Genomic DNA, 7,286 nt, shown 5'->3' on the forward strand with positions numbered 1-7,286 from the left:
CGCCGCCCTGGTCGCCGTGCTCGGGCGCGAGCCCACCGCCGCGGGCTGACGCCACCGGCGCCCGTCCTCGCAGCGCGTGCCCGCGAGCGGAGCGCCGGGCACGGCGCGACCCCCGGGGTCAGGGCCGGCGGGCGCTCTTGCTCGCGTACATCGCGGCGTCGGCGCGGCGCAGCAGCTCGTCCTCGCCGAGGGGGTCGTCCAGCTCGGAGGCGGAGGCGAGGCCCACCGAGCAGCCGGGCACGAGCACGTGGCCCTCGACCCGCAGCGGCTGCGCGAGCGCGGCCACGAGGCGGGCCGCGACGGCCGCCCCCGCGGGTGCCCCGACGCCCTCGCAGAGCACCGTGAACTCGTCGCCGCCCCAGCGCGCGGCCGTGTCGCCCGGGCGCAGGTTCTCCTGCAGCCGGTGCGCCGTCTGCACGAGGACGGCGTCGCCGACGTGGTGGCCGTGCTCGTCGTTGACGGCCTTGAAGCCGTCGAGGTCGAGGAAGAGGACCGACGTGTCGTCCCCCGCCCGCCGCGCGCGGGCGAGCGCGTGCGCCAGCCGGTCGCGGAAGAGCGTGCGGTTGGCGAGGCCCGTGAGGGGGTCGTGCAGCGCCCGGTGGCTCAGCTCGGCCTCCAGGGCCTTGCGCGGCCCGGCGTCCTCGACGTGCAGCACGAGGTGGGCCTCCTCGTCGGCGGCGCCGCCCAGGGGCGCCAGGGCCACGGTCGTCGGCACGACCGAGCCGTCGGGGCGCGTGAAGCGGACCTCCAGCGCGGTGCGGCCCGCCCGGGCGGCGGAGCGGCACGTCGCGCGCAGCGCCGCGGCGTCGTCGGAGCGCGCCAGCTCGGGCAGGTCGTGGCCCACGAGCCGCTCCGCCGGTCGGCCCAGGAGCAGCTCCAGCTCGCGGTTGGCGCGCACGACCGTCCCCTCCGGCGCCACCAGCGCCATGCCGACGGGGGCCTCGGTGAAGGCGCGGCGGTAGTCGGGCCCGCCGGTGTCCGCCGCGACCGTGGTGTCCGTGACGGGCCCGACGACGGCCGACGCCATCGACCGGGGGTCGCCGTCGGGGCCGTGCGTCACGCGCGTCAGCAGCCGGGCCGCGACCTCGAGGACGAGCTCGCGCTCGTAGGTGATGACGTACTCGAAGACCCGTTCCGCGTCCGGGCCCGCGGACCGCCCGCCCTGCCCGCGGCCGGTCCCCTCCGGGGCGTCGTCGGCGCGGCCCCCCGGCCCGTGGACCTCTCGGGCGACGAGCGCCGCCGTGACGTGCGGGTTGACGACGGCGACCACCCACTCCTCGAGCAGCGGGTCGCCGGCCTCGAGGAGGGCCCCCCGGACGCGCTCGGTCGGGTGGACGGCCATGCCCTCCCCGAGCACCGCCACGAGGGACGCCGACGAGGCCAGCCGGCGGTAGCGGGCCGCCGTCCGGGCGCCGAAGTAGCGGGAGTGCTGCAGCGCGGACAGCAGCACGGTCATGGGGCCGCAGGTGAGCGCCTGGGCCTCGAGGTGCCGGCTGACCGCCTCGAGCAGCGGCTTCGTCGAGCGCTGGACGTCGCGGTCCGCGACGAGCGCGAAACCGCTGCCCCCGGGCGGGCGGGGGTGCGGGCGCGGCAGCACGAGAGGAGCCGCCGGGGCGGGCGGGCGGCGCTCGAGCGGGCCCGGCCGCCCCGCCCCAGCAGGTACCCCTGGCCCAGCGAGGCGCCCATGGCGAGCGCCTGCTGCACGTGCTCGGGGGTCTCGAGCCCCTCGGCGACGACGACGGCGCCCGTCCGCTCGGCGTAGGCGGCGACGGCCGCGACCACCTGCGCCGTCAGCGCGTCGGGGCGCCGGCGGGCCAGGGCGAGGTCGAGCTTGACGACCTCGGGCTGCAGGACGGGCAGGAGCGCCAGCGCCAGGGGGTCCTGCCCGACGTCGTCCAGCGCCACCGCCCACCCGAGCTCGCGGACGCGCGCCACGAGGCGCAGCAGCTCCGACGGCCGCCAGGCCAGGGACCGCTCCGTCAGCTCCACGACGAGGCGCAGGCGCTCGCCGGCGCGCTCGAGCAGCGGGTGGACGTGCGACGGCGCGGCGGTGACGACGTCCGGCTCGACGTTGGCGAAGAGCACGAGGGGCGCCTCGACGCCGGCCTCGAGGGCGCCCTCGGCGGCGGCCACGCGGCACGCCCACTCGAGCTCGTCGACGCGGCCGCGGGCGCGGGCGCGGGCGAAGAGGTCCCCGGGCGCCTTCGGGCCGTCCGCGGAGCTGCCGCGGGCGAGCGCCTCGTAGCCCACGACCTCGCCCGTCCCCAGCCGCACCACCGGCTGGAAGACGCTCCGCACGTCCAGCGACGCCACGACCGCCCCCTCGCGCTCGCCGCCCCCGCGGCGGGCGCCCCGGCGGCGCCGGGGGGCATCGTGGCGGACGACGGGCGCCCGCGGCGCGCTGCGACGTCAGACGGACGTGGTCGCGTCGCGGGTGGCGCCGTCGCCGGAGGCGGGGGCGACGACGTCCCGCAGGACGGCGCGCGTCCGCTCGTGGAGCGCGACGAGGTCGGGGCGCTCGCCGGCCTCGGCGCGGCGCGCCCACTCGTCGCAGGTCAGCCGCACGGCCGTCCCCGCGACCTCGGCCACGAGGCGGGTGCGCAGGTCCTGCGGGGTGGTGCCGGCGACGACGGCCACCAGCTCGGCGACCCGGTCGGCCTGCTGGGACTGCAGCCCCAGCGCCGCAGCCGTGAGGGCGGGGTCGGCGAGGACGAGGCGGCGCACGCGCAGCACGCGCGGGAGCACCTCCTCGGGCGGGACCTCGGCCAGCCGGGCGACGAGCTCGCCGAAGGCCGCCTCGACGCGCTCGAGCAGCGAGCAGCCCGGTCGCGGCCGCGACAGCGCCTCGGCCAGGGCGGCCTCGGCCTCCTCGTCGGGCGCGAGGACCGCCGCCTCCTTGCTGGGGAAGTACCGGAAGAAGGTGCGCGGCGAGACGCCGGCGGCGCGCGCGATGTCCTCGACCGTCGTCGCCGCGTAGCCGCGGGCCTCGACGAGGTCGAGCGCCACGGCGCTGATCTCGGCCCGGGTCTCCCGACGGCGCCGCTCGCGCAGGTCGGGCCGAGCGCTGATGTCGACGTCACCGTCGCTCATGCGGACTCCTCGGGTCGCCTCCCGGCCGAGACTAGCAGCGTGTGCCGAGGTGGCAGTCTGTGCCATGCTGCGGTCCGATGCCACGGACAGCGCCGTCCCGGGCGTCGAGGACGCGGGCGACGAGGACAGGTGGCGGCATGACGGCAGCGGCGGACCCGAGCACGAGCCCGGCGACGGGAGGGGGCGCGGGGACGGGCACGGGGAGCCCGGCCGCGGGGGCCGCGAGCGGCACGGGGGTCACCGGCACCGCCGAGCGGATGGCTCCCGGCAGCGGGCTCGTCATCGGGCTGCTGCTCGTGTCGGCCTTCGTCGTCATCCTCAACGAGACGATCATGAGCGTCGCCCTGCCGCGCCTCATGGAGGACCTCCAGGTCACGACGGCGACGGCGCAGTGGCTCACCACCGGCTTCATGCTCACCATGGCCGTCGTCATCCCCGTGACCGGCTTCCTGCTGCAGCGCTTCCACATCCGGCCGCTCTTCCTCACGGCGATGTCCCTGTTCAGCACGGGCACGCTCGTCGCGGCCCTCGCGCCGGGCTTCGGGGCGCTGCTCGTCGGCCGCGTCGTCCAGGCGAGCGGCACCGCGATCATGATGCCGCTGCTCTTCACGACCGTCCTCACGCTCGTCCCCGCCTCCTCGCGCGGACGGATGATGGGGCGCATCTCGATCGTCATCGCCGTGGCCCCGGCCATCGGCCCGACGATCTCCGGCCTCGTCCTCTCGGTCCTCGACTGGCGCTGGATGTTCTGGCTGGTGCTGCCCATCGCGCTCGTGTCGCTGGCCCTCGGCGCCGCGCGCATCCGCAACGCGACGACGCCGCGCCCGGGCTCCCTCGACGTCCCCTCGGTGGTGCTGTCGGCGCTCGCCTTCGGCGGCCTCCTCTACGGCCTGTCGAGCATCGGGGAGGGCGGGGGCGCGCACGTCCTGCCGCTGTGGGTGCCGATCGCCGTCGGCGCCGCGGCCCTCGCCGTCTTCGTCCACCGCCAGCTGCGGCTGGCCCGGGCGGACGCGGCGCTGCTGGACCTGCGGGTCTTCGGCACGAGCGCCTTCGCGATCGCGGTGGGGCTCGTGGTCATCAGCATGGTGGCGCTCTTCGGGTCGCTCATCGTGCTGCCGCTCTACCTGCAGCAGGTCCTCGACCTCACCACCCTCAGCACCGGGCTGCTGCTGCTGCCCGGCGGCGTGGTCATGGCCGTCCTGTCGCCGGTCGTCGGCGGGCTCTTCGACCGGGTGGGCCCGCGCCCGCTCGTGACCCCCGGGGTCGTCGTCGTCAGCGCCGCGCTGTGGACCCTGACGACGCTGGGCGCCGGCTCCTCGCCGCTGCACGTCGTCGCGGCGCACGTCCTGCTCAGCGCCGGTCTCGCGTTCGTCTTCACGCCCCTGCTGACGTCGGCGCTGGGGTCCCTGCCGCCGCGCCTGTACTCCCACGGCAGCGCCGTCGTCAGCACGGTGCAGCAGCTGGCGGGCGGCGCGGGCACCGCGCTGTTCGTGACGCTGCTCAGCACGAGGTCGGCGGCCCGGCTCGCCGAGGGCGCCGACGCGGTCGCCGCCACGGCCGACGGCGTCCGCGCCGCCTTCCTCGTCGGCGCCGTGCTCTCGCTCGTCGCGGTGGGCGTCTCCCTGCTCGTGCGGCGCCCGGCGCAGCAGCCGTCGCCCGAGGTCGTGCCGCACTGACGTCGGGTGGCAGCCCCTCGTCGTGCTCTAGCGCGACGAGAGGCTGCCACCTCGTCCGTCGAGGTGGCGGCGCAAGACCGCCGCGACCCTGCCTGGCTCCAGCCGGAGCGCGCGGGCGGGAAGGCGCAGCACCACCTCACCGGGCCGCGCCACCTCGGCGGCCCGCAACAGGTCGTCGTACCAGCGCCCCTCCTCGACGTGCCCGACGCCGTCCACCTCGAGCAGCACGCACCGCCCGTCGTCCAGCTCCCACAGGACGTCGAGGTAGCGGCGCCGGCCGCTCGCGTCGAGCCGCACCACCTGCTGCTGCGGCACGGGCAGACCGGCGGAGCGGCACAGGCGCACCAGCCGCACCTCGGAGAGGGCCTGCGCCCCGCCCTCGACGTCGTCGAGCACCGCCAGCAGCTCGGCCCGGTGCCGGACGGGACCCGCCGCGAGCACGGCGTCACGCAGCCGGGCCGGCGTCGTCAAGCGCTGCTGCACGACGGCCGCCAGGAGACCGCCCGCCGTCGCCGCCGACTGCGACGCTGCTGCCGCTCCCACCGCGGCGTCCTCGACGGCGACCACCGGCAGGCCGCCCCGCCGCACCACGCGCACCGGGTTCCGGCCCGTCGTCGCCCGCACCCAGGGCGGACCGGCCACCGCCCGCCCGCGCGGGACGCGCACCGCCACCTCGGCGCGCCCCCAGCCCCGCAGCCCGTGGACCTCGAGCGCGGACAGCCCGCACAGAGCGGACCGCGCACCGGCCGACAGGACGGCCGCCCACCGCTGGGCGTCGCGCCCCAGGGGCCCCGTCGTCGTCGCGACGACCAGGGGGCCCACCCGCTGCCAGCGACCTCGACGGACCTCTCGACCGACCCGGTCGGGTCCCACGCCCAGAGCCGCGAGCTGGGCTCGCGAGAGGCAGCCCGCCTGCTCGACCGCTGTCGTCGCCACCTGAGGAGGCAGCGGCGAGGTCCTGGGCACGCGCGGAGCCTGCCGAGGAGTCCGCGCGCCCGCTGGGGACCTGTGGACAGACACGAGGTGGCAGCCCCTCGTCGTGCTCTATCGCGACGAGAGGCTGCCACCTGGCCTAGCGTCGTCGGCGGCGACGAGGAGGTCGACGTGCACGAGCTGGACGACCTGCTGACGGCGGGCGCGGCGGTCGAGCGCCTCGGCGGCGGGATGACCTGGGCCGAGGGCCCGCTCTGGGTCCCCGCGCGCCGCGCGGTGCGGTGCAGCGACATCCCGGGGAACCGGGTCATGGAGTGGCACGAGCCGACCGGCGCGTGGGGCGTGCTCGCCGAGGACGTGGAGTTCACCAACGGCCGCACCCTCGGGCTCGACGGCGAGGTGGTGCAGTGCTCGCACGGCCGCCGGCGCGTCGAGGTGGAGCGGGACGGCGTGGTCACCGGGCTCGTCGACGCCTGGCGCGGGCACCGGCTGAACTCGCCGAACGACGTCGTCGTCCGCTCCGACGGCACGGTCTGGTTCACCGACCCCTCGTACGGCATCCACCGCCGCGCGGAGGGCCACCCGGGCGAGGAGGAGTACGGCGGCCACCACGTCTTCCGCCTCGACCCGGCCACCGGGGAGCTCGACGCCGTCGTCACCGACGTCGCGATGCCCAACGGGCTGGCCTTCTCCCCCGACGAGCGCGTGCTCTACGTCGCCGACTCCTCCCGCGCGCCCACCCGCGACGACGACCCGCCCGGCGAGGGCCACACCGTGCACGCCTACGACGTCGTCGACGGCCGCCGCTGCGAGGGCGGGCGCGTGCTGGCCGAGGTGGACCCCGGGCTGCCCGACGGGATCCGCGTGGACGAGCACGGCCACGTGTGGACGACGGCGGACACCTCGCTCGTCGTCCTCCGCCCCGACGGCTCCGAGGTGGGCCGCGTGCCCGTCGGCGAGGTCGTGAGCAACCTCTGCTTCGGGGGGCCGGGCGGTACCGACGTCTTCGTCACCGCCTCGACGAGCCTCTACCGGCTGCGGGCGCGCGTGCGCGACGCCACGCACGTGCTCGCGCCGCGCTGACGCCGGCCGAGGTGGCTGCACGAGGACGAGCTCTACGCCGTCCTGGTGCTGCCAGCCGGCGCGAGGTGGCGCCGCAGGAGCGTCACGACGCGGTCCCGGTCCACCCTGAGGGCCCGCGCGGGCAGGCGGAGCACCACCTCGCCGGGCCGGGTGACCTCCGCGGCGCGCAGCAGGTCGTCGTACCAGCGGGCCTCCTCGACGTGCCCGACGCCGTCCACCTCGAGCAGGACGCGGCGCCCGTCCTCCAGCTCCCACAGGGCGTCCAGGTAGCGGCGCCGTCCCGTGGCATCGCGCCGGACCGCCTGCTGCGCCGGCACCGGCAGCCCCGCCGTCCGGCACAGGCGCACGAGCCGCACCTCCGACAGCGCCTGCGCCCCGCCCTCGACGTCGTCGAGCACGGCCAGCAGCTCCCGGCGATGCCGCAGCGGCCCCGCGGCGAGGACGGCAGCGCGCAGCCGCGCCGGCGTCGTCAGCCGCTGCTGGACGACGGCCGCCAGCAACCCC

The 7,286-nt window shown here is 77.5% G+C and carries 6 protein-coding genes and 1 pseudogene; 2 read left to right on the forward strand and 5 right to left on the reverse strand.

The features are described 5' to 3' along the window. Window positions 1-118 precede the first annotated feature (118 nt). The 3 genes from HLB09_RS10550 to HLB09_RS10555 form a co-directional block, all read right to left on the reverse strand. A complete protein-coding gene (locus HLB09_RS10550) occupies window positions 119-1,510 on the reverse strand; it encodes a diguanylate cyclase domain-containing protein (protein WP_246235064.1) in 1,392 nt (463 codons plus the stop codon). Further along, window positions 1,453-2,313, reverse strand: a complete 861-nt coding sequence (locus tag HLB09_RS18575) for an EAL domain-containing protein (RefSeq protein ID WP_322790131.1) — start codon at window positions 2,311-2,313, stop codon at window positions 1,453-1,455. The genes HLB09_RS10550 and HLB09_RS18575 overlap by 58 nt, the downstream gene beginning before the upstream one ends. 96 nt (window positions 2,314-2,409) lie before the next feature. Beyond that, window positions 2,410-3,090: a TetR/AcrR family transcriptional regulator gene (locus tag HLB09_RS10555; protein ID WP_171203340.1), complete on the reverse strand. Its 681-nt coding sequence runs from the start codon at window positions 3,088-3,090 to the stop codon at window positions 2,410-2,412. 137 nt (window positions 3,091-3,227) lie between these two features. Between HLB09_RS10555 and HLB09_RS10560 the strand changes: the two genes are divergently transcribed. Next, on the forward strand, window positions 3,228-4,766 hold the full coding sequence (locus HLB09_RS10560) for an MDR family MFS transporter (RefSeq protein WP_171203341.1): 1,539 nt from the start codon (window positions 3,228-3,230) through the stop codon (window positions 4,764-4,766). A 27-nt stretch (window positions 4,767-4,793) separates the two neighbouring features. On the opposite strand, the gene HLB09_RS10565 is transcribed toward HLB09_RS10560, so the two are convergent. After that, window positions 4,794-5,588 (reverse strand): hypothetical protein, encoded by a 795-nt coding sequence (locus tag HLB09_RS10565; protein WP_171203342.1) that lies wholly within the window; start codon window positions 5,586-5,588, stop codon window positions 4,794-4,796. Between the two features lie 282 nt (window positions 5,589-5,870). Here HLB09_RS10565 and HLB09_RS10570 point away from each other — a divergent pair, with 282 nt between their 5' ends. Beyond that, complete coding sequence (locus HLB09_RS10570; protein WP_322790132.1) at window positions 5,871-6,782, forward strand: SMP-30/gluconolactonase/LRE family protein; 912 nt, start codon at window positions 5,871-5,873, stop codon at window positions 6,780-6,782. 32 nt (window positions 6,783-6,814) lie between these two features. On the opposite strand, the pseudogene HLB09_RS10575 reads toward HLB09_RS10570, so the two are convergent. Then, window positions 6,815-7,286: pseudogene (locus HLB09_RS10575) on the reverse strand (hypothetical protein); the annotation flags it as partial.

It is taken from the genome of Pseudokineococcus marinus (genome assembly GCF_013004605.1).
In the GTDB taxonomy this organism is placed as follows: domain Bacteria; phylum Actinomycetota; class Actinomycetes; order Actinomycetales; family Quadrisphaeraceae; genus Pseudokineococcus; species Pseudokineococcus marinus.